24 protein-coding genes are annotated in these 25,008 nt (G+C 64.6%); 12 read left to right on the forward strand and 12 right to left on the reverse strand.

From position 1 onward, the window contains the following. The first annotated feature begins 12 nt into the window (after positions 1–12). The 3 genes from HYN69_RS00770 (at position 13) to HYN69_RS00780 (ending at position 3,087) form a co-directional block, all read left to right on the forward strand. Positions 13–921, forward strand: coding sequence for an aldo/keto reductase (locus HYN69_RS00770; protein ID WP_108436957.1), 909 nt, complete (start codon positions 13–15; stop codon positions 919–921). Further along, complete coding sequence (locus HYN69_RS00775; RefSeq protein ID WP_108434058.1) at positions 918–1,988, forward strand: NAD(P)/FAD-dependent oxidoreductase; 1,071 nt, start codon at positions 918–920, stop codon at positions 1,986–1,988. Before HYN69_RS00770 ends, HYN69_RS00775 begins: the two co-directional genes overlap by 4 nt. A gap of 307 nt (positions 1,989–2,295) precedes the next feature. Further along, entirely contained in the window at positions 2,296–3,087 is a 792-nt protein-coding gene (locus tag HYN69_RS00780; protein WP_108434059.1) for a glycoside hydrolase family 25 protein, read from the forward strand. Here the strand turns inward: HYN69_RS00780 and HYN69_RS00785 are convergent. From HYN69_RS00785 to HYN69_RS00805, 5 genes are all read right to left on the reverse strand, one after another. Further along, positions 3,079–3,669 carry a poly-gamma-glutamate hydrolase family protein gene (locus HYN69_RS00785; protein WP_230426454.1) on the reverse strand — a complete coding sequence of 197 codons (591 nt, stop codon included), beginning with the start codon at positions 3,667–3,669 and terminating at the stop codon, positions 3,079–3,081. The two genes, HYN69_RS00780 and HYN69_RS00785, sit on opposite strands and share 9 nt — an antisense overlap. Before the next feature lie 123 nt (positions 3,670–3,792). Then, positions 3,793–6,288 carry a GcvT family protein gene (locus HYN69_RS00790; RefSeq protein WP_108434060.1) on the reverse strand — a complete coding sequence of 832 codons (2,496 nt, stop codon included), beginning with the start codon at positions 6,286–6,288 and terminating at the stop codon, positions 3,793–3,795. Between the two features lie 283 nt (positions 6,289–6,571). Continuing rightward, positions 6,572–7,363, reverse strand: a complete 792-nt coding sequence (locus HYN69_RS00795; RefSeq protein ID WP_108436959.1) for a metal ABC transporter permease — start codon at positions 7,361–7,363, stop codon at positions 6,572–6,574. Next, the gene (locus tag HYN69_RS00800) at positions 7,356–8,138 is read right to left on the reverse strand and encodes a metal ABC transporter ATP-binding protein (protein ID WP_108434061.1); all 783 of its coding nucleotides are present in this window, start codon (positions 8,136–8,138) and stop codon (positions 7,356–7,358) included. Before HYN69_RS00800 ends, HYN69_RS00795 begins: the two co-directional genes overlap by 8 nt. Continuing rightward, positions 8,135–8,668: a Fur family transcriptional regulator gene (locus tag HYN69_RS00805; RefSeq protein WP_108434062.1), complete on the reverse strand. Its 534-nt coding sequence runs from the start codon at positions 8,666–8,668 to the stop codon at positions 8,135–8,137. Before HYN69_RS00805 ends, HYN69_RS00800 begins: the two co-directional genes overlap by 4 nt. Positions 8,669–8,738: 70 nt before the next feature. On the opposite strand from HYN69_RS00805, the gene HYN69_RS00810 reads away from it, so the two are divergent. Together HYN69_RS00810 and HYN69_RS00815 are read left to right on the forward strand one after the other, a co-directional pair. Continuing rightward, on the forward strand, positions 8,739–9,680 hold the full coding sequence (locus HYN69_RS00810; RefSeq protein WP_108434063.1) for a zinc ABC transporter substrate-binding protein: 942 nt from the start codon (positions 8,739–8,741) through the stop codon (positions 9,678–9,680). 67 nt (positions 9,681–9,747) lie between these two features. Beyond that, complete coding sequence (locus HYN69_RS00815) at positions 9,748–10,782, forward strand: aldose epimerase family protein (RefSeq protein WP_108434064.1); 1,035 nt, start codon at positions 9,748–9,750, stop codon at positions 10,780–10,782. A 7-nt stretch (positions 10,783–10,789) separates the two neighbouring features. Here HYN69_RS00815 and HYN69_RS00820 read toward each other — a convergent pair whose 3' ends face one another. Next, positions 10,790–12,016, reverse strand: a complete 1,227-nt coding sequence (locus HYN69_RS00820) for a urate hydroxylase PuuD (RefSeq protein ID WP_108434065.1) — start codon at positions 12,014–12,016, stop codon at positions 10,790–10,792. 113 nt (positions 12,017–12,129) lie between these two features. Here HYN69_RS00820 and HYN69_RS00825 point away from each other — a divergent pair, with 113 nt between their 5' ends. From HYN69_RS00825 to HYN69_RS00835, 3 genes are all read left to right on the forward strand, one after another. Beyond that, the gene (locus tag HYN69_RS00825; protein WP_108434066.1) at positions 12,130–13,056 is read left to right on the forward strand and encodes a LysR family transcriptional regulator; all 927 of its coding nucleotides are present in this window, start codon (positions 12,130–12,132) and stop codon (positions 13,054–13,056) included. A gap of 264 nt (positions 13,057–13,320) precedes the next feature. Then, positions 13,321–13,536 (forward strand): FitA-like ribbon-helix-helix domain-containing protein, encoded by a 216-nt coding sequence (locus tag HYN69_RS00830; RefSeq protein ID WP_108434067.1) that lies wholly within the window; start codon positions 13,321–13,323, stop codon positions 13,534–13,536. Then, positions 13,533–13,946, forward strand: coding sequence for a PIN domain-containing protein (locus tag HYN69_RS00835; protein WP_108434068.1), 414 nt, complete (start codon positions 13,533–13,535; stop codon positions 13,944–13,946). Before HYN69_RS00830 ends, HYN69_RS00835 begins: the two co-directional genes overlap by 4 nt. On the opposite strand, the gene uraH is transcribed toward HYN69_RS00835, so the two are convergent. Next, positions 13,931–14,281, reverse strand: a complete 351-nt coding sequence (uraH, locus tag HYN69_RS00840; protein ID WP_108436960.1) for a hydroxyisourate hydrolase — start codon at positions 14,279–14,281, stop codon at positions 13,931–13,933. The two genes, HYN69_RS00835 and uraH, sit on opposite strands and share 16 nt — an antisense overlap. A 151-nt stretch (positions 14,282–14,432) precedes the next feature. On the opposite strand from uraH, the gene puuE reads away from it, so the two are divergent. The 4 genes from puuE (at position 14,433) to HYN69_RS00860 (ending at position 19,413) form a co-directional block, all read left to right on the forward strand. Further along, positions 14,433–15,848, forward strand: a complete 1,416-nt coding sequence (puuE, locus tag HYN69_RS00845) for an allantoinase PuuE (RefSeq protein WP_108434069.1) — start codon at positions 14,433–14,435, stop codon at positions 15,846–15,848. Further along, positions 15,845–16,690 carry a bifunctional allantoicase/(S)-ureidoglycine aminohydrolase gene (locus tag HYN69_RS00850; protein WP_108434070.1) on the forward strand — a complete coding sequence of 282 codons (846 nt, stop codon included), beginning with the start codon at positions 15,845–15,847 and terminating at the stop codon, positions 16,688–16,690. Before puuE ends, HYN69_RS00850 begins: the two co-directional genes overlap by 4 nt. An 85-nt stretch (positions 16,691–16,775) precedes the next feature. Next, positions 16,776–17,249 (forward strand): ureidoglycolate lyase, encoded by a 474-nt coding sequence (locus HYN69_RS00855; RefSeq protein WP_108434071.1) that lies wholly within the window; start codon positions 16,776–16,778, stop codon positions 17,247–17,249. A gap of 193 nt (positions 17,250–17,442) precedes the next feature. Continuing rightward, a complete protein-coding gene (locus tag HYN69_RS00860) occupies positions 17,443–19,413 on the forward strand; it encodes a potassium transporter Kup (protein ID WP_108434072.1) in 1,971 nt (656 codons plus the stop codon). Here HYN69_RS00860 and HYN69_RS00865 read toward each other — a convergent pair. The 5 genes from HYN69_RS00865 to bhcA all read right to left on the reverse strand — a co-directional run bounded on the left by HYN69_RS00865 (position 19,410) and on the right by bhcA (position 24,919). Beyond that, positions 19,410–20,384 carry a type I glyceraldehyde-3-phosphate dehydrogenase gene (locus HYN69_RS00865; protein ID WP_108434073.1) on the reverse strand — a complete coding sequence of 325 codons (975 nt, stop codon included), beginning with the start codon at positions 20,382–20,384 and terminating at the stop codon, positions 19,410–19,412. The two genes, HYN69_RS00860 and HYN69_RS00865, sit on opposite strands and share 4 nt — an antisense overlap. A gap of 170 nt (positions 20,385–20,554) precedes the next feature. Further along, complete coding sequence (gene bhcD, locus HYN69_RS00870) at positions 20,555–21,514, reverse strand: iminosuccinate reductase BhcD (RefSeq protein WP_108434074.1); 960 nt, start codon at positions 21,512–21,514, stop codon at positions 20,555–20,557. 79 nt (positions 21,515–21,593) lie between these two features. Continuing rightward, positions 21,594–22,757 (reverse strand): 3-hydroxy-D-aspartate aldolase BhcC, encoded by a 1,164-nt coding sequence (bhcC, locus tag HYN69_RS00875; RefSeq protein WP_108434075.1) that lies wholly within the window; start codon positions 22,755–22,757, stop codon positions 21,594–21,596. A gap of 4 nt (positions 22,758–22,761) precedes the next feature. Then, the gene (gene bhcB / locus HYN69_RS00880; RefSeq protein ID WP_108434076.1) at positions 22,762–23,733 is read right to left on the reverse strand and encodes a beta-hydroxyaspartate dehydratase BhcB; all 972 of its coding nucleotides are present in this window, start codon (positions 23,731–23,733) and stop codon (positions 22,762–22,764) included. Between the two features lie 16 nt (positions 23,734–23,749). Next, complete coding sequence (bhcA, locus tag HYN69_RS00885) at positions 23,750–24,919, reverse strand: L-aspartate--glyoxylate aminotransferase BhcA (protein ID WP_108434077.1); 1,170 nt, start codon at positions 24,917–24,919, stop codon at positions 23,750–23,752. Positions 24,920–25,008: the final 89 nt, after the last annotated feature.

A 25,008-nucleotide genomic window follows, 5' to 3' on the forward strand; every position in this document is an offset into this window, starting at 1 on the left:
ACCTTCCCGCCCATGACACTCCCGCTTCCCCACCGCGCCGCTTTCGGCTGCATGCAATTCGGCGGCCGCGCAGACGATTCCGCGTCCCGTGCGATGTTCGACGCCTGCCTTGACGCAGGTATTACCCATTTCGACACGGCCCACGGCTACACCGAAGGCGCGTCCGAAACCCTGCTGGGCCAGTTCGCCGCGCCGCTCCGGGACCGCCTCTTCATCGCCACCAAGGCGGGCTACCAAGGCGGGGCAGGGCGCGCCAATCTGCTGGCGCAATTCGACGAAAGCCGCAAACGGCTGGGAATGGATACGGTCGATCTTCTCTACATCCACCGCTACGACGCAGACACACCACTTGACGAGACGATACAAACCCTTGCCCGCCTGCAATCCGACGGCAAAATCCGCCAGATCGGCCTGTCGAACTTTGCCGCTTGGCAGGTGATGAAAGCCCAAGCCATCGCCGCCCGCCTCGGTACGCGGATCGACGCGATCCAGCCGATGTATAACCTCGTGAAACGTCAGGCACAGGTCGAGCTTCTGCCCATGTGCGCCGACCAGTCCATAGCGGTTTATGGCTATTCCCCGTTGGGCGGTGGCCTGCTGACCGGCAAATACGCCGCAGGCAGCGCGGGCCGCCTGACCGAAGACCAACGCTACGCCGCCCGCTACGGCCAGCCCGAAATGCACCGCGCCGCCGCCGACCTTGCTGTCCTCGCGGATGAGGTCGCGATCAACGCTGTCACACTCGCCGTCGCATGGGTCATGCGGCGCGGCCTCTGCCCCATCCTCTCGGCCCGTTCGGCAGACCAACTCGCGCCCTCTCTCGCGGCACTGACCTTCACGCCCGACGATGCCCTCGACTCCCGCCTGACAGCCCTCGCCCCGAACCCGCCCCCCGCAACCGACCGTCTGGAAGAAGCATGACCGATTTCCTCATCGTCGGCGGTGGCATCGCCGGCATCTCGGCCGCAGCCCGCCTGTCCGAACTCGGCTCGGTCACCCTCCTCGAAGCCGAACCGAACCTCGCGCATCATGCCTCGGGCCGGTCTGCCGCGCTTTACGAACCGCATTACGGCGCGCCCGCCGTGGTGGAGTTGTCGCTCGCCTCGGGCGATCATTTCCGCAGCCTGCCAAACGTGCTGTCGCCGCGCGGCATGATGATCATCGCCCGCGCGGATGAGGCGACCACCTTCCACCACGATGCCGCCGACATGGGGCTGGATCCGATCACGCCCGATGAAGCCCGCGCCCTCGTGCCGATCCTGAACGACAGCGTCGCCTTCGCCGCCCATGCCGACCACGCTTGGGACATCGACACCGACCTGTTGATCCAGACCTTCGCCCGCCAAGCCCGCGCGCGCGGCGCAACCATTGTGACCGGCGCCCCAGTCACGGCCATCACCCGCACCGCAACCGGCTGGCACGTCACCGCAGGCGGACGAGAGCACAGCGCCACAACGCTGGTCAACGCGGCGGGCGCATGGGTCGACACCATCGCGCGCCTTGCAGGCATCCAGCCCCTCGGCTTCCAGCCCAACCGTCGCTCGATGGCCCGCATCCCCGCGCCCGGCGGCCATGACGTCAGCCGCTGGCCGATGATCTTCGGCGCGGGCGAGACATGGTACGCCAAGCCCGACGCGGGCGCGCTGATCGTCAGCCCCGCCGAAGAGCACCCGATGGATCCGCATGATGCATGGGCCGACGACATGGTTCTGGCCGAGGGCCTTGCCCGCTACGAAGAGATGGTCACCGAACCCGTCACCCGCCTGATCTCGAACTGGGCGGGCCTGCGGACCTTTTCGCCCGACCGCGTTCTGGTCATCGGCCGCGACCGGCGCGACCCTGCGTTCTTCTGGCTGGCAGGGCAGGGCGGCTACGGCTTCCAATCCTCACCGGCCGCCAGCAAACTCGCCGCCGACTTGCTCGCGGGCCGCCCGCCAGACCTTGCTACCGACATCGTCGCCGCCCTATCTCCCGCGCGCTTCGACTGATCGTTCAGGGCGTGCCCGACCGTGGAGGCAGGCAACACCCCGACGCAAAGTCTATCACCCCCGAATTGCCGCTTCCCTTCGATCCGGCCAAAAGCAAGATGAGTATTTGGGCAAAGGTGAAACAGCAGCGTTAACCTTAACGCGCCGCTATTAACCTTAACGCCCCCATTCACCTTTGCCTAAATACTCACCGCGCAACGAACGGGCAGGGCGCTGTGAGCAAATAGGGGAAAAACATCCGTGCAGATGTAAGCCGACAGTACAACCGACAGGTGACAGGCGGCGCAACTTGCGGCACCATCCCGCCATGCGCATTTTCCCCAGCCTCTGCTTTGCCCTGACCCTCGCCGCATGCGGCTCTGCCCCCATCGCGACCGTCAGCACCTCGCCCACCCTCGGCACCCCCGCGCCGCGCGTGAATTTCGCCGACAGCGCCCCGCATGACTTCGGCCTGCGCGGTCCCCACGGCCACCCCGTCCACGGCATCGACGCCTCGCGCCACCAGCCGCAGATCGACTGGCAGACCGCCCGCGCCAACGGCGTCACCTTTGCATGGCTAAAGGCGACCGAAGGCGGCGACATGCTCGACCCGGCCTTCCGCGAAAACTGGCGCGGGGCGCGGCGGGCAGGCGTGGCCCACGGCGCTTACCATTTCTTCTACCACTGCCGCCCTGCCGCCGAACAAGCCCGCTGGTTCATCCGCCACGTCCCACGCGACGCGGGCGCACTTCCCCCCGTCCTCGACCTCGAATGGACCCCGTTCTCGCCCACCTGCACCATCCGCCGCGCCCCCGGCGTGATCCGCTCCGAAGCCCGCATCTTCCTCGATGCCATCGAAGCGCATTACGGCAAGCGCCCGCTGATCTACACCAGCATCGATTTCTACCGCGACAATGAACTCTGGCGCGTCGGCGCCTACGACTTCTGGCTCCGCTCCGTCGCCGCCCATCCGGACGAGATTTACGGCAACCGCCCCTGGACCTTCTGGCAATACAGCGCCACCGGAGCCGTCCCCGGCATCCCCGGCGAGGTGGACCTGAACACCTTCAACGGCAACGAAGCGCAATGGCAGGCGTGGCTCGCCGCGAATTCAGGCTGAGCCCAGCCTGACCGCTGCCGCATAGCGTGTCAGTAAACCATCGTCACCCAGAAGGCTCTGCCGCAGGGTCAAGGGCATTTCCAATTGCACCCCCGCCCCGCTGCGCCCGCGATTGCAGATGTTTTCCGGCTCCAGCCCTTTCAGCGTCTTGGTCGCAATCGTCGCTTCGAAACCCCCCTGTCTCAATGCGTCAACGACCGCCTGCTTCCGCGCCAGGTCCAAACCGCCCACCCACGTGGTCGCGCCATCGATCCGTCCTCGTTGCAAATCCTTTCGCCCATGCACCGCGACAATCCGATCGACTTGCCCCGCAAATGCCAAGGCTTGCGGCTCGTCGAAGTTCTTCGAGGTGACGTGCAACTTCGCGTTCCCGTCCAGTTTGATCCCCTCAAACAGATACAGCGACACCTCCCGCCCCGCTATCGCTGAGGCAACCTGCGACGTCCCCGTCTCGATACCCCCGCCATGTGGCGCCATCACCCCCAACGACCCACCCCGTTCATAAACGACGATCCGGTAATCCACGTCCTCGCGCTCGTGCTGCTGCAACACGAGAAAATCCGGATATGTATCAGCCATCATCAAGTCACCCCCCAAAAACACAAGTGCAGCAAATAACGAAAAAGGGCGCAGCCAAAGCCACGCCCCTCATTTTCTGTCTCTAAATATCCCGGGGGTGCGGGGGCTGGCCCCCGCTGCAACCGTTCAGCCGTCCACGCGGATCCGCGAGTTCGACGGATCGAACGGGCTGTCCTCGACCACCACGGCATCCCACAACTCGCGGTTCATCCGCACCTGCATCTTCGTGCCGACTTCCGCGAGGTCCGGCCGCACATAGCCCATCCCGATCTGCTTGCCGAAAGCCACCGAATACCCGCCCGAGGTCAGACGCCCGATCTTCTCGCCATTCACCACCAGCGCTTCCTTGCCCCAGGGGTCGGTGTCGGCGGGTCCGTCGATCAGCACCGTCACGCATTTGGAACGGATGCCGACAGCCAGCATCGCCTCTTTGCCTTGGAAATCCTTGGACAGGTCGACGAAACGGTCCAACCCCGCCTCGAGCGGTGTCGCATCGCGACCAAGCTCGTTGCCGAAGGCGCGGTAAGATTTCTCCTGCCGCAGCCAGTTCTGCGCCCGTGCGCCGACCAGCTTCATCCCGTGCTTGGCACCCGCCACCATCAACTGGTCCCACAGGTAACGCTGCATCTCGATCGGGTGGTGCAATTCCCAACCCAATTCGCCGGTATAGGCCACGCGGATAGCGTTGACGGGGCACATGCCAAGCTCGATCTTGCGCGCCGAAAGCCAGGGGAAGCGCTTGTTCGACAGCACCGTGTCGGGGTCGGCGTCCTTGACCAACTCCTTCAGGATGGCGCGACTGTTCGGCCCGGCCAGCGCAAAGACGCCCCATTGCGTCGTGACGTCATGGATGTCGATATGCCCGAACTTCGGCGCCATATCCTCGGCGCACTTCCTCAGGTAATCCGCGTCATAGGCCGTCCATGCGCCTGCCGAGACGAGGTAATAGTCGTTCTCGCCGTTCCGCACGATGGTGTATTCCGTCCGCGTCGTCCCCGCAGGGGTCAGCGCATAGGTCAGGTTGATCCGCCCCACTTTCGGCAAGGCGTTGCAGGTGAACCAGTCGAGGAAGGCCGTCGCGCCCGGGCCGCGCACCAGATGCTTGGTAAAGGCGGTGGCGTCGATCAGCCCCGCCGTCTCGCGGATCGCCTTTGCTTCGTCGACCGCATATTGCCACCAGCCGCCACGGCGGAAGCTGCGCGCATTGTGGTCAAAGTCTGCAGGCGCGTCTTTCGGCCCGTAGTAGATCGGTCGCTCCCAGCCGTTCACCTGCCCGAATTGCGCGCCCAAAGCCGCCTGACGGTCATAGACCGGAGCTGTCCGCAGCGGGCGGCAGGCTTCGCGTTCCTCGTCGGGGTGATGCAGCACGAAGACGTGGTCATAGCATTCTTCGTTCTTGCGCGCGGCGTATTCGGTCGTGACCCAGTTGCCATAACGCTTGGGGTCAAGCGATGCCATATCGATCTCGGCTTCGCCGTTCACCATCATCTGGGCAAGGTAATACCCCGTCCCGCCCGCCGCCGTGATCCCGAAACTGAAGCCTTCCGCCAGCCACATGTTGCGCAGCCCCGGCGCAGGGCCGACAAGCGGGTTGCCATCGGGTGTGTAGCAGATCGGGCCGTTGAAATCGTCTTTCAACCCCACAGTTTCCGACGAGGGCAAGCGATGGATCATCGACATGTATTCCGCCTCGATCCGCTCCAGATCGAGCGGGAACAGGTCGGCACGGAAGCCCTGCGGCACGTCATAGAGGAACCGCGCAGGCGCGCCCTTTTCGTAAGGCCCCAAAATCCAGCCGCCGCGCTCCTCGCGCACATACCACTTGGCATCGGCATCGCGCAGCACCGGATGCTGCGGGTTGGTCTTGCGCCATTCGACCAGCGCCGGGTCAGGCTCGGTCACGATATACTGGTGCTCGACCGGAATGGCGGGGACCTTGATCCCCAACAGCCGCGCCGTGCGCTGCGCGTGGTTGCCGGTGGCCGTCACCACATGTTCGGCATGGATTTCGAACTTGTCGTCGGATGGCACAAGGTTGCCGCCCTGTTCCACCATCCGCGTGCAGGACACGATCCATTCGCTGCCGGTCCAGCGATAGGCATCGACCTGAATCCGCCGCTCGATCGTGGCCCCCAGCATCCGCGCGCCCTTGGCCATCGCCTGCGTCACGTCGGCGGGGTTGATATAGCCGTCCTGCGGATGGAAGATCGCGCCCTTCAGATCATCGGTCCGCACCAGCGGCCAGCGGTCGGCAATCTGCTTGGGCGTCATGAATTCATGATAGACACCCGCCGTTTCCGCGACCGACGAATAGAGCATGTATTCGTCCATGCGGTCCTGCGTCTGCGCCATCCGCAGGTTGCCCACCACATAGAAGCCGGGGTTCAGCCCCGTCTCGGCTTCCAGCCCCTTGTAGAAATCGACCGAGTATTTGTGGATATGCGTCGTCGCAAACGACATGTTGAACAAAGGCAGCAGCCCTGCCGCGTGCCATGTCGACCCCGATGTCAGCTCGTCCCGCTCGACCAGCATCGTATCCCAACCGGCCTTGGCAAGGTGATAGGCGATTCCGTTCCCGACGGCACCACCGCCGACGACAAGGGCTTTGACATGGGTCTTCATGGGCAACGACTCCGGTCGCTAAAGGTGTTTGCCCCTATCTGCCCGAACCGGACGGGAACGGGCAAGTCAACCCGACCCTTGGCGGCGAAAAACGACATGCATGGCAGCTTAGCGACTTTTGTCGCACCCCTTGCCACCCGCGCAGGGGGCCGTCTGCCCCCCACGGCCTGACGGCCTCCCCCCGAGGATATTTGCGCGAGCATGAAAGCGGGAAAAGAAAGAGGCGTGACGCAAGGCGCCCCCTCTCCCCCCGGGGGAGAGGGTCGGGGTGAGGGGGGCGGGCTTAGCCCCGCCGCATCCGCCCGAGGCTGGCCGAAAGCGCGAACAGAACCGCCGCCACCGCGATGATCGACGGCCCCGCAGGCGTGTCTTGCCAGAGCGACAGTTGCAACCCGCCCAGGGCCGCGCCCGCGCCGATCAGCGTGGCCAGGATCGCCATGGCTTCGGGATTGCGCGCCAGCCCCCGCGCCGCCGCCGCCGGAATGATCAGCATCGCGGCGATCAGCAAGGCGCCGACGACCTTCAAGGCCACCGCCACCACCAGCGCCAAGGCCAGCGTCAGAACCAGCCGCTCGCGGTCAGGGTTCAGGCCTGATGCATGGGCAAGGTCTTCGTTCAGCGTGGCCGTCAGCAAGGCCTGCCAGCGCCAGACCAAAAGCCCCAGCACCAGCGCTGCCCCGCCCCAGATGAACCCCAGATCGCCCCGAGACACCGCAAGGATGTCGCCGAACAGATAGGCCTGCAGATCGGTCCGCGCGCCGGGCACGAAGCTGACCGCCACAAGCCCGAGGGCCAGCGCCGAATGGGCCAGCACCCCCAGCGTGGTATCCATCGCCCAGCCCCTTGCGGCCAGAGTGCTGACCGTAACGGCCATGGCCAAGGCCACCGCCAGCGTGCCCGCACCGACCGGAAGATCGGTCGCCAAGGCCAGTGCCACGCCCAGAATGGCGGCATGGGCCGTGGCATCGCCGAAATAGGCCATCCGCCGCCAGACCACGAAAGACCCCAGCGCCCCCGTGGCCAGTGACAGGCCCACCCCCGCAAGGCTGGCGCGGATGAGGAAATCGTCAAGCATGGTCGTGATGGGCATGGTCATGCTCCGCATGGTCGTGATGGTCATGATGCCCGCCCGAATGCCCGTGCCCGTGTTCATGGTCATGCACATGCTGGTAAAGCGCCAGCGCGCCTTGCGTGCCCAGCCCGAACAGCGCGCGGTATTCCGGCGCTGTCGACACCACCCTCGGCGTCCCCTCGCAGCAGATATGACCGTTCAGGCAGATCACCCGGTCTGACGCGGCCATGACCACGTGCAGATCATGGCTGACCATCAGCACCGCCACCCCCGTCTCGCGCCGCACTTCCTCGATCAGCCGGTAGAATGCCGCTTCGCCGGGTTGGTCCAAGCCTTGCGTCGGCTCGTCGAGGATCAGCACCTGCGGCCGCGCCAGAAGCGCCCGCGCCAGCAGCACGCGCTGAAATTGCCCGCCCGACAATTCCCCCATCTGCCGCGCCGCAACATCCGGCACGCCCACCCGCGCCAGCGCCGCCGCCGCCTCGGGGTCGCCCACCCGCACCGGCAGGGACAGGAACCGCCGCACCGTCATCGGCAGCGTCCGGTCCACCGCCAGCCGCTGCGGCACATAGCCGACCCGCAGCCCCTTGGCCCGCGTCACCACGCCCGCCGCCAGCGGCAATATCCCCAGCAGCGCCCGCAGCAGCGTCGATTTGCCCGACCCGTTCGGCCCGAGGATGGTGACGATCTCGCCCGCTTTGACGCGCATCGAAACGCCGGTCAGTACTTCGTTCCCGTCCAGCCGCACCGTCAGATCCTGTGCTTCGATCAGGCTCATGCCATGGCCCCCTCGCCCTGCGCGTCACGGCAGCGCGGGCACAGCCCCATCGCCTCGACCGTGGTGCGCTCGATCTCGAAGCCCAGCCCGTCTGCCGCAGCGCCCAAGGCCGCGCGGACGGGGGTGGCATCGGCCTCGGCCACCGCGTTGCAGCCGGTGCAGATCAGGAAAACCGGCGCATGGGCCTCGCCGGGGTGCATGCAGGCGGCAAAGGCGTTCAGCCGCTGGATACGATGGGCAAGCCCCTGATCCACAAGGAAATCGAGCGCACGGTAAGCCACCGGCGGCTGGTTGCCGAACCCGTCCGCCGCCAGCCTTTGCAGCACATCGTAAGCGCCAAGCGCGCGATGCTCTTCCAGCAATATCTCCAGCGCCCGTTTGCGAACCGGTGTCAGCCGCACCCCTTGGGCACTGGCCAAAGCCTCGGCACGGTCCATCACGTCCGCGGCGCAATGCGCGTGGTCGTGGCGGGCAAAGGCCACCTCGGGCGCTGCGGCGCAGCCGGGGCAGGCGTCGGAATGGTCATGCATCGCGGGGCCTCTTGACATGTTATAATATAACATACACAAAGCCCTCCGTCAGAACAAGAAGGCCAAAGCGATGCGTTATATCATATCACTTGCCCGAACCAGCCTTGTCGCAACCGGCCTGCATTTCGGCCTTGGCCTTGCTGCCGCTCAGGCGCAGGTGCCCGATGTGGTGACCGATATTCCGCCGGTGCATTCGCTCGTGGCGCAGGTGATGGGCGACCTCGGCACGCCCACGCTCTTGCTGACCAAGGGCGCGTCGGAACATGACTTCCAGCTTCGCCCCTCGCAGGCGCAGGCGCTGGCCGATGCCGAACTGGTGGTCTGGATCGGCCCCGAACTGACCCCGTGGCTCGACCGCGCGATGCAGGGCCTGACCGATGCCGAAAGCCTGCCGCTGCTTGACGCGCCCGAAACCGCAACCCGGCCTTTCAGCGCAGACGGCGCGCATTTGCACGACGACCACGCGGATGGGGCCCACGACCATACAGGCACCGACCCGCACGCATGGCTCGATCCGGCGAACGCAAAGGCATGGCTCGGCCTGATCGCGGCACGGCTTGCAGCACTCGACCCGGCCAACGCCGCCACCTATGCCGCCAATGCCGCCCAAGCGCAGGCCGCGACCGACGCGCTCGATGCCCGCATCGCAGCCGAACTCGCCCCCCTCCAAGACCGTCCCTTTGTCGTCTACCACGATGCCTATGGCTACTTCGCCGCCCGCTACGGGCTGCAAATCGCAGGCTCGGTCGCGCTGGGCGACGCCACCGCCCCCGGTGCCGCCAAACTTTCCGCGCTGCAACAGGGCCTTGCCGCCGGTCAGGCGACCTGCCTTTTCCCCGAGGCCCAGCACGACACCGCCCTTGCCGTGCAACTGGTCGAAGGCACCAGCCTCCGCCTCGGCCCGCCCCTCGATCCGGTCGGATCGACCCTGACCCCCGGCGCAGGGGCCTATGCGGCGCTTATCGAAACGCTTGCCACCGCAATCGCAGGCTGTCTGACCGACGCCCCCTGATCGCCAGACGCTTGACCAAATCCCGCTCTCGCGTCACCACTGGCGCGGGGACAGTGGGGCAAGTGCAATGACAATCAGACAAATCGGAATCGCACCTTTCGGTGCGACTCAAAATGGCGATGCGGTCAGCCGCATCACCCTTGGCCGGGGTGATCTGACCGTCTCGATCCTGACATGGGGCGCGGTTCTCAACGGCGTCTGGCTTGCCGGCGTGCCGCGCAACCTGACCCTCGGCTCCGACCGGCTGGCCGATTACGAAGGCGATATGCGCTACCACGGCTCGCTCATCGGCCCCGTCGTCAACCGCCTGACCGATGCCAAAGCATCCGTCGGCGGCCGCCCCTGCACCTTTGACGTCAACTTCAACGGCCGCCACAGCCTGCACAGCGGCAGCGCCGGAACCCATCTCAAGGTCTGGACCCTTGCCGAAGTCTCCGAAAGCGCCTGCACGCTCCACCTCGACCTGCCCGATGGCGAAGGCGGCTTTCCGGGCAACCGCCGCGTCACAGCGCAATATTCGGTGGGCGACCGCGCCACGCTGAAACTCGACCTTACGGTCACGACCGACCGCGCCACGCTGGTCAACTTTGCCAACCACAGCTACTGGAACCTCGACGGCACCGAAAACTACGTAGGCCACCGCCTTCGCATCGCCGCCGACCGCTACCTGCCCACCACGCCCGATTTCACCCCCACCGGCGAAATCCGCGCCGTTGCGGGCACCGACATGGACTTCAACGACCCGCGCCGCATCACCCCCGGCTCACCCGAATTCGACACCTGCTACTGCCTGTCCGACAGCCGCCAACCCCTGCGCGAGGTTCTGGTCCTGACCGGCCAGACCGGTGTCACGATGCAACTGGCAACCACCGAACCCGCCGTGCAGGTCTATGACGCCCGCGATGCCCGTCGCCCCGGCCACGGCGCGCACGAAGGCCTCGCGATCGAGGCGCAGAACTGGCCCGATGCACCGAACCACGCAGGCTTTCCGTCGATCGAACTCGACCGTGGACAGGTCTACCGCCAGACCACCGCTTGGCGCTTTCAGGCCGGAGAGCTTGACCGCATGGCCGGAACCGCCCGCTACGCCCGCACCCAATAGAGGGCGCTTACCCTTCGACCTCGCCCGCCCCGCGGAACCATTCTACGATCTTGGCGCGCTCGGCGGGTTCGATATAGCTCAGGTTGGCGGGCGGCATGGCATGGGTGATCCCGGCCTGCATATAGATCCGCCGCGCCTCGTGCGCGATCTGCGCGGGTGTCTCCAGCACCACGTTTTTCGGCGGCCAATACATGCCCTCCCAGCCCGGTTCGGCGGCATGGCACATGCTGCACCGCCCCTGCACGATCCCCACCACATCCTCGAAACCCCCGGCACTGGCGTAAACCAGCGCCTCGCCCTGCATCGCCGTGTCGTCCACATGCCGCATCGGCGCGGTGGAAAGCCATGCGATGATCAGGAACAGCAGCACCGTAACCCCCCATGTCCAATGCGGGCTACCCTTTCCGGCATGCTGCGTGTTGAACCAGTGCCGGATCGTAACCCCCATCAGGAACACCAAGGACGCGATGATCCAGTTATACTCTGTCGCGAACACCAGCGGGTAATGGTTCGACAGCATCAAGAACAGTACGGGCAACGTCAGGTAATTGTTATGCGTGCTGCGTTGCTTGGCGATCCGCCCGTATTTCGGATCCGGCGTGCGCCCCGCCTTTAGATCGGCCACCACGATCTTCTGGTTCGGGATGATCACCATGAACACATTCGCGCTCATGATCGTCGCAGTGAACGCCCCCAGATGGATCAGCGCCGCACGGCCCGAAAACACGTGGGTATAGCCCCAAGCCATCGCTACCAGCACGCCGAACAGCGCCACCATCACCGCCGTCTGGTTGGCATTGACGAAAACGCGGCAGATCGTGGTGTAAACCGCCCAGCCGAAGGCCAGCGAGGCGAGCGAAATCGCCACCGCCTGCAGGGTCGTCAACTCCATCACCTGCGGATCGACCAGATAAAGCTCGGCCCCGAGGTAATAGACCAAGACCAGCATCGCAAAGCCCGACAGCCACGTGGCGTAGCTCTCCCATTTGAACCAGATCAGATGTTCCGGCAGGCGTTCGGGGGCCACCAGATATTTCTGGATATGGTAGAACCCGCCACCGTGAACCTGCCACTCCTCGCCATAAGCGCCCACGGGCAGGTCCGGCGACTTCCGCAAGCCAAGGTCCAGCGCGATGAAATAGAACGACGACCCGATCCACGCGATGGCCGTAATCACATGGGTCCAGCGGGCAGCCAGTTCCACCCATTCCCACAGCACAGCCCAATCATACATCGCAGCGATCCTTTTCTCGTTTGCTCGATGCTATACCCGCAGTCATTCCTCTGTTAATCCGGCAAATAGCCCAACACTTTCAAACGGGGCCGGAAAATGGGGGCAGGGCCGCGATGTCCTACGTCAACAACATCAGAATGTTCGTCCGCGTCTACGAATTGGGCAGCATGAGTGCGGCCGCCCGCGACCAGCGCTGTTCGCCGGCCGTCGCCTCGGCCCGCATATCCGAACTTGAAAAGCACCTCGGCGTGCGGCTCTTCAACCGCACCACCCGCTCGCTGCAGCCCACCGAAAACGGCCGCATCTTTTATGACGGTGCGCGCAAGGTGCTCGAATCGATAGACGAGGCCGAAGCCGCCGTGATGGATGTCACGCAAAACCCGCGCGGCACGATCTTTGTCGCTGCTCCCTTGGGCATCGGGCGGCGGTTCATCGCCCCCCATGTGCCGCTGTTCAAAGACCTGTATCCGCAGATCGACGTGCGCCTGCGCCTTTCGGACCGCACGATCGACGTCACCACCGAAGGCCTCGACGTGGCCTTCCACCTCGGCCTGCTCGAGGACTCCACGCTCAAGGTCCGCCTCGTGGCCGATTGCCCCCGCGTCCTCTGCGCCGCACCCGCCTATATCGCACGGCGCGGCACCCCCCTCGACGGCGCGGCCCTCGTGGCTGAACGGCACGACTGCCTGAACCTGCGCTTTCCGGGGGCCAAAGAGTTCCAGTGGAACCTGCTCACCCCCGAAGGCCCGCGCCGCTTTGAAATCACCGGTCCCTTCGAATCCGACGATGGCGATGTGCTGACGGGATGGGCACTCGACGGGCGCGGCATCGTGATGAAACCGATCTTCGAGATCGCCGACCACCTCCGCATCGGCGCGCTTGTCCCCGTCTGCACCGCCACGCCGCCCATGCCCACCCAGCTTTCCGTCCTGTCGCAGCACCGCCGCCTGAAAGACCCCAAGGTGCGGCTCTTCACCGATTTCATGGCCGCCCATTGCCGCGACGAACTCCGCCGCGCCATGGCAGGCCTCGCCGCCTGACGCCCTCCGCAGCAGGGGGGCTGTCTGCCCCCCACGCGCGCAAGGGCGCGCTCCCCCCGAGAGTACTTGGGCAAGGATGAAGGTGAAGCGCGAACCCTTCCCCCTTCCCCCTTCACCCTTGCCCAAATACTCATATTTTCTGCGCTGTCACGCCCCCCAACGGTCCAATCCGGCAACAGGGGGGTCCGGGGGGCGAAATGCCCCCCGGTGCCGGGCTAAGATATCACCGCTATCAGCCGTAATGCGCTTCAAAGGGAGTGCATCATGGCCAGCATCATCATCCGCAGCCTCGAAGACGACGTCAAAGCCCGCCTGAAACAACAGGCCGCCGCCAACCAGCGCTCGATGGAGGATGAAGCCCGCCACATCCTGCGCGCCGCCCTGGGTGCCACCGACCCGAACGCCGACCTCGGCCAGCAAATCCACGCCCGGTTCGCAGCCCTCGGCCTGCACTCCCTGCCGCTTCCGGTGCGCGCATGATCCTGCTCGACACCCCCGTCCTTGCCGAACTCCTCTCGGCCACACCCTCGGCGCAGGTCCTCGCATGGTTCGCCACCCAGCCCGCAGCGACGCTCCATGTCTCCTGCCTGACCGAAGCCGAACTCCTGACCGCAGCAATCCGCCAGCCACAAGCCAAACACCTGATATCATTGATAGACGACATGATGGACGCCGACTTTTCCGGCCGCGTCCTCCCGTTCGACAGCGCCGCCGCCCGCGACCTCGCCGCAATCAACGCCCGCTCTACGCTGCCCGCCGCAACCGCGATGACCGCCGCAATCGCCCGCGCCAATGGGGCCACCCTTGCCACCGACACGCCCGAAGCCTACGCCGCCACGGGCATCGCCACGGTCAACCCCTACGACCCGCGCCCCTACGACCCGCGATAGGTCGAATAGGCAAAGGGCGAGATGAGCAGCGGCACATGGTAATGCGCGTCAGCGTCCGGCACGCCGAAGCGGATCGGGATCTCGTCCAGAAACAGCACCTCGCCTTCCGCCTGCCCCGTCGCGCGCAGATAGTCGCCTGCGCAGAACACCAGCTCATAGCTCCCGGCCACCAGCGGTGTCAGCATCGGCGCATCCGTCCGGCCGTCCGCATTGGTCACCGTCTCGGCGATCTTGCGATGGGAATCCCCGCTCACAAGGTACAGCATGATCCGCACCCCCGCCGCAGGTTTCCCTCGCGCGGTATCCAGCACATGCGTCGTTAACCGTCCGGCCATCGTACCCTCCATATTTCCCCCAGCTTAGCCCGCTTTCCCCGCAAAACGCGACCGCCCCGCCGCCGAAAAGGTCTTACTTGGATTTTTTGATAAACCCCGCTCGACTTCCGTCCTAAGCTTCCCTTTGACAGGCATTGCAAGGAAATCCCAAGTGAACCGTTACCCCCGCGATTTCCGTGGCCACGGCCCCGACGCCCCCGATGCCAAATGGCCGGACGGCGCGAAAATCGCTATCTCCCTCGTGCTCAACTACGAAGAGGGTGGCGAAAACAACATCCTGCACGGCGATGGCCAGTCCGAAGCCTTCCTGTCCGACATCGCCGGCGCCGCCCCTTGGCCGAACCAGCGCCACTGGAACATGGAAAGCATCTACGACTACGGCGCCCGCGCCGGTTTCTGGCGCCTGCACCGCCTGTTCACCGAACGCAGCATCCCCGTCACCATCTACGGCGTGACCTCGGCCCTTGCCCGCAACCCCGAACAGGTCGCCGCGATGAAAGCCGCAGGCTGGGAAATCGCGTCCCATGGCCTCAAATGGGTCGACCACCGCGACATGGCCCCTGAAGAGGAAGCAAGGCAAATCGCCGAATCCTTCCGCCTGCACACCGAAGTCGTCGGCGCCCCCCCGCGCGGCTGGTACACGGGCCGTTGCTCGATGAACACCGTGCGCCTGACCGCCGAAACCGCACGGCTCGACTGGATCAGCGATACCTATGACGACGACCTGCCCTATTGGCTCGAAGTCGGCGACCGCGACCAGCTTGTCATCCCCTATACGCTCGAAGCCAACGACATGCGCTTTGCCACCGCACCGGGTTACATCACCGGCGAGCAGTTCTTCACCTACCTGAAAGACAGCTTCGACACCCTCTACGCCGAAGGCGAACAGGGCCGCGCCAAGATGTTTTCCATAGGCCTGCACAACCGCCTGATCGGCCGCCCCGGCAAGGTCGCCGGTCTGCAAAAATTCCTCGACTACGCCCAATCCCATCAGGGCGTCTGGTTCCCCCGCCGCATCGACATCGCCGAGCATTGGGCGAAAACCCACCCCCACCACCGCATCGAACGCCCCAGCCAGATGACGCGCGACCGTTTCACCCTACGCTTCGGCAGCATCGTCGAACACTCGCCCTGGGTCGCCGACCGTGCTTGGCAGCTCGAACTCGGCCCCGCCCATGACAGCGCCACCGGCCTCGCCAACGCGCTTGCCCGCGTGCTCCGCACCGCCAGCCACGATGAACGCCTGACCGTCCTTCGCGCCCACCCCGACCTTGCCGGAAAACTCGCCGCCGCCAAGCGCCTTACGCCCGAAAGCACCGCCGAGCAGGCCAGCGCCGCACTCGACGCGCTGACCGACGAAGAACGCAGCCAGTTCCAGTCGCTCAACACCGCCTATGTCGCCAAACATGGCTTCCCCTTCATCATCGCCGTGCGCGACAACACCAAGGACTCCATTCTTCAGGCCTTCCAGTCCCGCATCTCCAACGACACGACCACCGAATTCGCCACCGCCTGCGCGCAGGTGGAACGCATCGCCGAACTCCGCCTCAAGGACATTCTCCCGTGACCAGCTATTACACGCCCCCCGGCGGCCTGCCGCCCCAGACGCAACTGATGACCGGCCGCGCCGTCTTTACCGATGCCTATGCTTTCATCCCGAAGGGCGTCTTTTCCGATATCGTCACCAGCTTCCTGCCCGGCTGGGACAAGACGAAGCTTTGGCTCATCGCCCGCCCGATGTCGGGCTTTTCCGAAACCTTCAGCCAATACGTGGTCGAGGTCGCCCCCGGCGGCGGCTCCGACGCGCCTGATCCCGACACGGGCGTGCAGCACGTCATCTTCGTCACCGGCGGCCTCATCACCCTCACGATCGACGGTCAGGGCTTTGAGCTCGACGAAGGCGGTTACGCCTATATCCCCGCGGGCGCCAAATGGACCCTCCTCGCCGAAGGCGGCACCCCCGCCCGCTTCCACTGGGTTCGCAAACTCTACGAACCCGCCCCCGGCGTGGCTCACCCCACCGCCTTCGTGACCAACGAAAAGACCATCCCGCTCTCGCCCATGCCCGATACGAACGGCGTCTGGGCCACCACCCGCTTCGTCGATCCGTCAGACCTGCGCCATGACATGCATGTCAACATCGTCACCTTCCAGCCCGGCGGCACGATCCCGTTCGAAGAAACCCACGTCATGGAACACGGCCTTTACGTGCTGCAAGGCAAGGCCGTCTACAAACTCAACCAAGACTGGGTCGAGGTCGAGGCAGGCGATTTCATGTGGCTGCGCGCCTATTGCCCGCAAGCCTGCTATGCCGCAGGCCCCGGCCCGTTCCGCTACCTGCTCTACAAGGATGTCAACCGCCACGCCAAGCTGCGCGGCCCCGGCGCTTTCGGAGCCCTCGCCCGCTGATCCTGCCCCCGCACCCCTTCACCTTTGCGCAAATACTCCACGGGGGTGCGGGGGTGTGAAACCCCCGCTCCGACAGGTCAAACCGATGCAACCGATCAGAACCGAACCCCTCACCGCCGAAGCCTTCGCCCCTTTCGGTGACGTGCTCGACGCCACTGGCGATTTCCGGCTCATCAACGCGGGCCTCTGCCAGCGCCACCACGACCGCGCGACACTCGATTTCGGCCCCGAAGGCCGCGCCGGCGTCTCGATATTCAAAGCCGAAGCCCGCAGCCTCCCTTACGAATTCGACCTGATCGAGCGTCACCCCGACGGCTCCCAGGCCTTCCTGCCCATGTCCGCCGATCCCTTCCTCGTCATCGTCGCAGCAGGCCCCGAGGCCACGCCCCGCGCCTTTCTCACCAATGGCGCGCAGGGCATCAACCTGCACCGCGGCACATGGCACGGCGTGTTGACCCCGCTCCATTCTCCCGGCCTCTTCGCCGTGGTCGACCGCATCGGTCCCACCCCGAACATCGAAGAATACCGCTTTCCCGCGCCCTTCACCGTCCAGCCCTGATCCCCGCGCAACGCTGCATTGCAGAAAGGCCCTTGCCGCATTGTTGCCATAGGCGTAAAAGCCTGCCCATGCCGCCGCTGCTACGGCCGTGTATGGAGTGTCCGAAGACCCGCGCACGGGTCTCATCTGCCCGACGAGACGCGCCTATTCCGGGCTGCTCGGTCACACCCACCCTGTAAAATCCATGAACCCTATGCATGACCCCAAGCTTGCGGCGTCAGCCGAGCGGCAGTTGCCACTCTTTGACGAAGACGAACTCGACATCGCCGCTTATCTTCGCGACGAGGGCGAAGACCATCACGCATCGGTTGCGCCAAAGGGGTTTGCGGCCCTGACCCTCGGCGCGGTCGGCGTGGTTTATGGCGACATCGGCACGTCTCCAATCTATGCCTTTCGCGAAGCCTTGCGCCCTGTCGCAGCCGATGGCCTCGCACGGGCAGAAGTCCTTGGCCTTTTGTCGATTCTCGTCTGGACGCTCATCCTCATCGTCACCGTAAAATATGTCCTGTTCCTGCTGCGCGAAGACAACCGCGGCGAAGGCGGCGTGCTTGCGCTTTACACGCTCGCCCGCCTTGCAATCGGCCGCCGGTCCATCCCGACCCTCTCGCTTGCCATAGCTGGCGCGGCATTGTTCTACGGTGATGCGATCATCACACCCGCAATCTCGGTGCTGTCTGCGGTCGAAGGCGCAGGTCTGATCCTGCCGCAGCTCGAAACCTATGTCGTGCCTGTCACCCTCGGCATCCTGTTTGCGCTTTTCTTCGTCCAGCGCCAAGGCACCGCCCGCATCGCCATTGCCTTCGGCCCGATCACCGCCCTGTGGTTCGTCGTGCTCGCCGTCACCGGCGTGTGGCACATCATCGGCAACCCTTCGGTGCTAGCGGCCTTCGACCCGCGCTACGCCGCCTCTTTCCTGATCGAGCACCGCGCCATCTCGTTCATCGTCCTTGGCGCGGTCTTTCTGGCCGTCACCGGGGCCGAGGCGCTCTATGCCGACCTCGGCCACTTCGGTCGCAAGCCGATCATGACCGCATGGTTCATTCTGGTGTTTCCGGCGCTGACACTCAATTATCTGGGGCAGGGCGCGCTGGTGCTTGCAGATCCGTCAGCCGTCGAAAATCCCTTCTTCCGCAGCGTGCCCGAAAGCCTGCTGCCGTTCCTCGTGGCACTCGCCACTGCGGCGACCGTCATCGCGGCTCAGGCTGTGATCTCGGGCGCCTTTTCGATGACCCGCGCCGCTGTCCAGCTTGGCCTGTTGCCGCGCCTGACCATCCGCCACACCTCGCATGACCAAAGCGGACAAATCTATATCGGCGGCATGAACTGGATCATGCTGTTCGGCGTGCTCTGGCTGGTTCTCGCCTTCGGCAGCTCCGAGGCACTGGCCTCCGCTTACGGCATTGCCGTCACCGGAACCATGGTGGTGACCACCTCGCTGGCGATGATCTATATGGTCCGCTCGGGCAAGTTGCCGCTTTGGGCGACGCTTCTGGTTGCAGCGCCGATGATCGCGCTCGAACTCGCCTTCCTCGCCTCTAACATGACCAAGGTCGCCGATGGCGGCTATGTGCCCCTCATCCTCGCCAGCATCGTGGGCCTGTGCATGTGGGCATGGTGGCGCGGCACGCAGAACATGTCGGTCAAATCCCACAAGCAGATGGTTGGCCTGCAAGGCTTCGTCAAATCGATGAGCCATTCTTCCGTCCATGTCGTCCCCGGCACCGCCTTCTTCCTGACACCCGACCCCACCGTCGTGCCCTCGGCGCTGCTTCACAACCTCAAGCATAACCGCGTCCTGCATGAACAAAACGTGCTCCTGACAGTGGAAACCCTGCGCGTCCCCGTCGCCATGCCGGAAGAACGCGCCAGCTACGAACTGCTCGACGGGCGCTTTGCCCGCCTGACGCTGCGCTTCGGCTTCATGGAAACACCCAACGTCTCGCGCGCCATGGGCAACGCCCGCAAGGTCGGCCTGAAATTCGACGTGATGTCGTCAAGCTTCTTCCTTGGCCGCCGTCGCCCCGTTGTCGCGGGCACCTTCGGTCTCGACCGCCTCCTTGACCGGATCTACGCGGCCCTGACGCGGTTTTCGGCAGACCCGTCCGATTTCTATCACCTGCCGCGCGACCGTGTCGTCGAACTGGGCGAAAGGGTGGCCGTCTAGCCCATCAGGGCGGCCACATCGAGCATCCGGTTCGAAAATCCCCATTCATTGTCATACCAGCCGAACACCCGCACCATCCCCTGCGGCGTGATCCGCGTCTCGGGGCAGGCCATGACAATGCTTTCAGGCCGCGCCCGCAGGTCGGTCGAAACCAAGGGCCGGTCGGTCGCCCCCATCACGCCGCCTGCACTCCGAAAAGCCGCGTTGATCTCATCCACCGTCACCGCACGCTCCAGCATCACCGCCAGATCGACACAAGACACGCTCGCCACCGGCACCCGCACCGCCGACCCTTCGATCCGCCCCGCCAGATGCGGCAAGACGCGGTCCAGCAAACGGCTGGCCGAGGTGGTGGTGGGCACCATCGACAGCGCAGCAGCCCGACTGCGCGGATAATCCGCCGCCGGAGCATCCACCGTCGGCTGGCTCCCGGTATAGCAATGGATCGTCGTCATCGATCCCGTCACCACACCCCAACGTGCATCCAGCAACTTGGCCAGCGGCGCCAGCGCATTGGTCGTGCAAGACGCGTTCGACACGATCCGCGCCCCGCCAAGCGCCGTTTCGTTTGCCCCCAGCACCACCGTCACATCCGCCGCCGCCGAAGGCCCCGACACCAGCACCCGTGCTGCCCCCGCCACCAGCCCCCGCGCCGCAACCTCGCGGGCATCGGCCCGTCCCGTGCATTCCATCACCACATCCACGCCACCCAAGGGCAGGCCCGAGATATCCGGCGTCCGGTGCAGCGCAATGGCCCGCCCGTTGACAACCAACGCGCCCGCCTCCAGCGTGACCGTCCCGCGCCAAGGGCCAAAAACGCTGTCATATTCAAAGAGATAGGCGCACATTTCAGCCGCCGCGATATCATTGATACCGACGATCTCCAGCCCCGCCCATTTCTGCGGCGCCTCTGTCCACGCCCGCAACACGGACCTTCCGATCCGCCCGAACCCGTTCAGAAACACCCGCATGATCCGGCCTCGCCTGATATTTTTTGATCAAAAACCACGCCACAAAGGCGACTGCAACGGAATTTGACGCAAATTCCGCGCCGGTTTCTGACGCAGAAACCGCCCCCCACCGCTGCGCCCCGATTTTTGCGTCAAAAATCGCCGCGAAGTTTTCGTGAAACTTCGCACCCCTACACCTCGACGGTAAAGCCCAAGCCCCGTTCCCGCGCACGCTTCACCGCCATTCCGGCAACAGCAAGGTCTTGCAACCCGACGCCCGTGCCGTCGAACAGCGTAATCTCGCCGTCGCTCTGCCGCCCGCTCTGCATCCCCGCTACGACATCGCCCAAGGGTGTGATCGCACCGGCCTCGATCAGGCCCGCTGCAACCGCATGCTGCGCTTCCCCGATCATCACCGATTGCGCCACCTCGTCGGTGAAAACCCGTGCCTTTGCCAGCAGTGCCGCTTCCACCTCTTGCTTGCCCTTGGTGTCGGTCCCCATGCAGGCCAGATGCGTTCCCGCCGATACGTGCGCCGCCATCAGGCTCGCCGCAGGCGACGAGGTGATGGTGATGATCGCATCCGCATCGACCATCCGCTCCAGCCCGACCGCTTCGAAGGGCAAGCCCAGACCCGCCGCCACCGCCGCCAGCTTCGGCAACATTTCAGGATGCAGGTTCCAGCCGATCACCTTTTCCCAAGGTCGCACCCGCGCCGCCGCGCGCAGTTGGAATGCCGCCTGATGCCCGGCGCCGACAATGCCCAGCACCTTGGCATCGCGCCGCGCCAAAAGGTCGATCGACAGGGCCGAAGCCGCCGCCGTCCGCAGCGCGGTGAGCAGGTTTCCCCCGACCATCGCCACGGGAACCCCGCTGTCGGGATCGAACAGGAAGACGGTCGACTGATGGTTCGTCAGCCCGCGCTCCATGTTGGCGGGAAAGTAGCCGCCCGATTTCAGGCCCAGCATCCCGCCCGAAACGTCGATGCCCGATTTGAACCCGTATTGCCGCCCCTGTCCCAGCGCCTCGCGCACCACCGGAAAGTTCCGCGCCCCGCCCCGCGCCATCGACGCAAAGCAGTCAGAGACCGCCGCCAGCGCGTCGACCTCCGAAACAAGACCGGCGATCAGCGCCTCGGGAATGATCAGCATGGGGTCACCAACTTCCTAACGGTTCTTAACGAGTTTACGGATATCGTCTGCATCGCCTGTGCATCGCCTGTGCACAGGGTCAATAGGCCTTCCCACGGGCCGAAACCGGCCAGACCACCTCAACCTTGCCGCCCCGCACGCCGACATACCAGTCATGCACATTGCAGGTCGGATCACAGTGTCCGGGCACCAGTTTCAGCTTGTCGTTGACCTTCAAAACACCCTGCGGATCGTCGATAACCCCATGTTCGTCCGAGCATTTTATGTATTTCACATCGTCGCGGCCAAAGATCACCGGCAGCCCGCTGTCGACCGACTGCGCCTTCAGCCCGGCATCGCAAATCGCGCGGTCGGGCTTTGTGTGGCTCATCACGCTTGTCAGGATGAACAGCGCGTTCTCCCATTCCCCCCGGTCGATCCGGTTGCCGTTCTTGTCCAGAATCCGGCCATAATCCGCATCCATGAAGGCATAGGAACCGCACTGCAATTCATTGTAAACGCCGGAATTTCCTTCAAAGTAATAAGACCCGGTGCCGCCGCCGCCAACGATGTCGCACTCCAGCCCGACAGCCTTCAGCCCCTCGACCGCATCGCGCACCATGGCCACCGCCACCGCAATCTTGGCCTCGCGGTCCTCATACTTGTCCATATGTTGCATCGCACCCTGATAGGCCTGAATTCCCGCGAATTTCAAACCCTTGGCACATGCGATCGCCTGCCCAAGCTCCACCACCGTAGCGGTCGAGGTCACCCCGCAGCGCCCCGCGCCGCAGTCGATTTCCACCAGACATTCGATCACCGTGCCATGCGTCACCGCTGCCGCCGACAGATCGGCCACATTGGCCAGATCATCCACACAGCAGATCGTCCGCGCCCCCAGTTTAGGCAAGCGTGCCAGCCGGTCGATCTTGGCCAAGTCCCTGACCTGATTGGAAACAAGCACGTCCTTGATGCCGCCACGGGCGAAAACCTCGGCCTCGCTCACCTTCTGGCAGCACACCCCGACCGACCCGCCCAGCCGTTCCTGCAACAGTGCCACATCGACCGACTTGTGCATCTTGCCATGCACCCGATGCCGCACGCCCATCTCGCGGGCGAACCGTCCCATCTTGGCTACGTTGCGCTCCAGCGCGTCAAGGTCGAGCACAAGGCACGGCGTCTGGATATCGGCCTCGTCCATTCCCGGCAGGGCAGGGATGTCGTAGCCCACTTCGAGGCCGGCGAAACTCTCTTTGATATTCATGGCGTTATCCCTTCATCCACGGCAGAGTATCCAGATCGACATTCCCGCCGGTCAGGATAACCCCGACCCGCTTGCCCCGGAACGCCTCGGGGTTCTTCAAGATCACGGCCAGAGGCACCGAACAGCTCGCCTCGATGATGATCTTCATCCGCTTCCACGTCAGCTTCATCGCCTCGACGATCTCGTCCTCGGTCGCGGTGAATACATCGCTCACGTGGTTCTTCACGAAATGCCAGGTCAAATCCTTCAACGGCACCTTCAACCCGTCCGCCACCGTGTCGGGCGCATCATCGGCAATTATATGGCCCGCCTTGAAACTCCGCGCCGCGTCATCGGCATTCAGCGGTTCGGCGGCGTATATCTTCACATCGCGCGCTATCGTCGATAGCGTCAGGCAAGTGCCTGAAATCATTCCGCCTCCGCCAATCGGAGCGACCACGGCTTCAAGCCCCGGCACCTGCTCCATCAACTCGCGCGAGCATGTCGCCTGACCCGCGATCACTCGCGGATCGTTATATGGATGCACGAAATCCGCCCCCGTTCGCGCCTGCACCTCGGCAAAGACCGCCTCGCGGCTGCTGGTCGAAGGCTCGCATTCCACGATCACCCCGCCATAGCCCCGCACGGCATCCTTTTTGGCCTGCGGTGCCGTGCGCGGCATCACCACGTTGCAGGGTATCCGCCGCCGCCCCGCCGCGTAAGACAGCGAAAGCGCATGGTTTCCGCTGGAATGGGTGGCAACTCCGCGGGCCAACTGGTCATCGCGCAACCCGAACACCGCATTCGACGCGCCCCGCACCTTGAAGGCACCGGCCTTCTGGAAGTTCTCGCATTTGAAGAACAACTCGGCCCCGGTCAGTGCGTTGAGGTAAGAAGATGTCAACACAGGCGTCTTATGGATATGGGGCGCGATGCGATGATGCGCTTCCAGCACGTCTTCAAAGGTCGGTATCATCAGTCCGTGAAAATCTCTCATTTCCTTAATGCTTCCTTTACGCCGCCGCCCGCAGGGCGACCGATCCACGGTAGAATTCCTGCGCCGCCGCCACGCCCGACCCCAGGCGCACCGGCCAGCCCAGATCGGCCATGCACATCTCGGCAGTCGCCAACCCTGCCAGCATCATCACATCGGTCAGCATTCCCAGATGCCCGATCCTGAACACCGTGCCCGCCACCTCGCCCAGACCCACGCCAAAGGCCACGCCGTATTTGTCGGCGGCCAGCTTGACCAGATCGGTGCCGTTGCAGCCTGCTGGCACCTGCACGGCGGTGACCGTGTCGGAATAAAGCTCGGGCCGCGCCGCAAAGGGACGCATCCCCCAAGCTGCAACGGCGTGGCGTACCCCTGTCGCAAGCCGTGCATGGCGGGCATAAACCGCCTCAAGCCCCTCGTCCTCGAGCATCTGGATCGACGCGGCAAGGCCCGAGATCAGGCCCACCGCAGGCGTATAAGGATAGCCCCCCGCCGCATAGCTTTTCAGCATGTCGCGGAAATCGAAGAAGGTTCTTGGCAAGGTCGCGCTGTCCATCGCCGCCAGCGCCTTGTCCGACACGCCCAGAATTGCAAGGCCAGCGGGCAGCATGAACCCCTTTTGGCTGCCGGCCACCGCGATATCGACACCCCATCCGGACATATCGAACGGCATCGACCCGATGGACGACACGCCATCCACGAACAAAAGCGCCCCATGCCCCGCCATCGCACGGCGGATGCCCGCGATATCCGATTTCACACCCGTGGCCGTTTCATTATGCGTCGCCAGCACCGCCTTGATCTTGCCTGCCTTGTCGGCCCGCAGCGCAGCGGCAATCGCTTCCAGCGGCGCGCCCTCGCCCCAAGGCGTCTCGATGATCTGCACGTTCAACCCGTGCCGCTGGCACAGGTCTATCCAGCGGTGCGAGAACATGCCGAACCGCGCCGCCAGCACCGTATCGCCTGCCGAAAGCGTGTTGCTGATTGCGGCTTCCCACCCCCCCGTGCCGGTCGAGGGCAGGATGATGACTTCACCACCCGACATGTTTAGCACGCGCCGCACGCCATCCACCGCAGGGCGGAACATCCGCGCGAAGGCGGGCGAACGGTGGTCCAGCGTGGCAATGTCGCAGGCCTTGCGGATCGCATCGGGAATGTTGGTCGGGCCGGGAATGAAAACGGGGTTCATGGGTCTGGTCTCCTGACGTTGAACCCAGATTACGCTTGCCATTCCCACCGCACAATTTTTTCGAAAAAGATTTTCAATAAGTGAAAAAA

Source organism: Gemmobacter aquarius (genome assembly GCF_003060865.1).
In the GTDB taxonomy this organism is placed as follows: Bacteria; Pseudomonadota; Alphaproteobacteria; order Rhodobacterales; family Rhodobacteraceae; genus Paragemmobacter; species Paragemmobacter aquarius.

Excerpts from the sequence above, each read along its gene's own strand:
- HYN69_RS00855 (WP_108434071.1), top strand. The coding sequence starts at position 16,776 with ATGCAACCGATCAGAACCGAACCCCTCACCGCCGAAGCCTTCGCCCCT.
- HYN69_RS00835 (WP_108434068.1), top strand. The coding sequence starts at position 13,533 with ATGATCCTGCTCGACACCCCCGTCCTTGCCGAACTCCTCTCGGCCACA.
- HYN69_RS00825 (WP_108434066.1), top strand. The coding sequence starts at position 12,130 with ATGTCCTACGTCAACAACATCAGAATGTTCGTCCGCGTCTACGAATTG.
- HYN69_RS00780 (WP_108434059.1), top strand. The coding sequence starts at position 2,296 with ATGCGCATTTTCCCCAGCCTCTGCTTTGCCCTGACCCTCGCCGCATGC.
- HYN69_RS00815 (WP_108434064.1), top strand. The coding sequence starts at position 9,748 with ATGACAATCAGACAAATCGGAATCGCACCTTTCGGTGCGACTCAAAAT.
- HYN69_RS00785 (WP_230426454.1), bottom strand. The coding sequence starts at position 3,669 with ATGATGGCTGATACATATCCGGATTTTCTCGTGTTGCAGCAGCACGAG.
- HYN69_RS00805 (WP_108434062.1), bottom strand. The coding sequence starts at position 8,668 with ATGCATGACCATTCCGACGCCTGCCCCGGCTGCGCCGCAGCGCCCGAG.
- bhcB (WP_108434076.1), bottom strand. The coding sequence starts at position 23,733 with ATGAGAGATTTTCACGGACTGATGATACCGACCTTTGAAGACGTGCTG.
- bhcC (WP_108434075.1), bottom strand. The coding sequence starts at position 22,757 with ATGAATATCAAAGAGAGTTTCGCCGGCCTCGAAGTGGGCTACGACATC.
- HYN69_RS00865 (WP_108434073.1), bottom strand. The coding sequence starts at position 20,384 with ATGCGGGTGTTTCTGAACGGGTTCGGGCGGATCGGAAGGTCCGTGTTG.
- HYN69_RS00830 (WP_108434067.1), top strand. The coding sequence starts at position 13,321 with ATGGCCAGCATCATCATCCGCAGCCTCGAAGACGACGTCAAAGCCCGC.
- HYN69_RS00790 (WP_108434060.1), bottom strand. The coding sequence starts at position 6,288 with ATGAAGACCCATGTCAAAGCCCTTGTCGTCGGCGGTGGTGCCGTCGGG.
- HYN69_RS00770 (WP_108436957.1), top strand. The coding sequence starts at position 13 with ATGACACTCCCGCTTCCCCACCGCGCCGCTTTCGGCTGCATGCAATTC.
- HYN69_RS00800 (WP_108434061.1), bottom strand. The coding sequence starts at position 8,138 with ATGAGCCTGATCGAAGCACAGGATCTGACGGTGCGGCTGGACGGGAAC.
- HYN69_RS00775 (WP_108434058.1), top strand. The coding sequence starts at position 918 with ATGACCGATTTCCTCATCGTCGGCGGTGGCATCGCCGGCATCTCGGCC.
- bhcA (WP_108434077.1), bottom strand. The coding sequence starts at position 24,919 with ATGAACCCCGTTTTCATTCCCGGCCCGACCAACATTCCCGATGCGATC.
- HYN69_RS00795 (WP_108436959.1), bottom strand. The coding sequence starts at position 7,363 with ATGCTTGACGATTTCCTCATCCGCGCCAGCCTTGCGGGGGTGGGCCTG.
- uraH (WP_108436960.1), bottom strand. The coding sequence starts at position 14,281 with ATGGCCGGACGGTTAACGACGCATGTGCTGGATACCGCGCGAGGGAAA.
- HYN69_RS00820 (WP_108434065.1), bottom strand. The coding sequence starts at position 12,016 with ATGTATGATTGGGCTGTGCTGTGGGAATGGGTGGAACTGGCTGCCCGC.
- HYN69_RS00810 (WP_108434063.1), top strand. The coding sequence starts at position 8,739 with ATGCGTTATATCATATCACTTGCCCGAACCAGCCTTGTCGCAACCGGC.
- bhcD (WP_108434074.1), bottom strand. The coding sequence starts at position 21,514 with ATGCTGATCATTCCCGAGGCGCTGATCGCCGGTCTTGTTTCGGAGGTC.
- HYN69_RS00860 (WP_108434072.1), top strand. The coding sequence starts at position 17,443 with ATGCATGACCCCAAGCTTGCGGCGTCAGCCGAGCGGCAGTTGCCACTC.